Here is a 409-nt window from a genome sequence, read left to right as displayed (position 1 = left end):
CTGCAGCCACGAATAGGTCAGGCCATGAACGCCCTTGGCCTTGATGCCTCCGACTCAGGTGACTGGCGCATCGAAGGGGTTGTCGTTATCAAGACCTTTGGCGGCACGCTCAGCAACAACGCGAGGCTCCCCATCATGACCGAGCGCGTTTTCGCGCAGGGCATGCAGCACGCTTCCTCATTGCGGCAGTTCGCCGACTGGAGCCAATCGCTGTGCTGGCTTCCTCGGGAAGACGTGCATTTTCGCGTCGTCCCGCAGGAAATGCCTCTCAGCGCACTTGGCAAACGCCTGGTGGCCTTCGGCATCGAGAAACTGTGTCCCCTGAGAACCTATGTCGAATTCGTCGATCAATCGCTGGGRGCTTCTGGACATTGATCGCGCGGGGGCAGCCTCAACGGTCGGCCCCAGG

Annotated in this window: 1 protein-coding gene; it reads left to right on the top strand. The window is 60.8% G+C overall.

All coding sequences use genetic code 11. The features are described 5' to 3' along the window. Window positions 1–375 (top strand): hypothetical protein (locus AB4Z46_RS35495; protein WP_442288233.1); only part of this gene is annotated, 375 nt, incomplete at its 5' end. Window positions 376–409 lie beyond the last annotated feature (34 nt).

It is taken from the genome of Variovorax sp. M-6, from assembly GCF_052114385.1.
Classification (GTDB): Bacteria; Pseudomonadota; Gammaproteobacteria; order Burkholderiales; family Burkholderiaceae_C; genus Variovorax.
The sequence above is the reverse complement of the archived record's forward strand: the minus strand, read 5'-3'. Positions and strand labels throughout refer to the sequence as shown.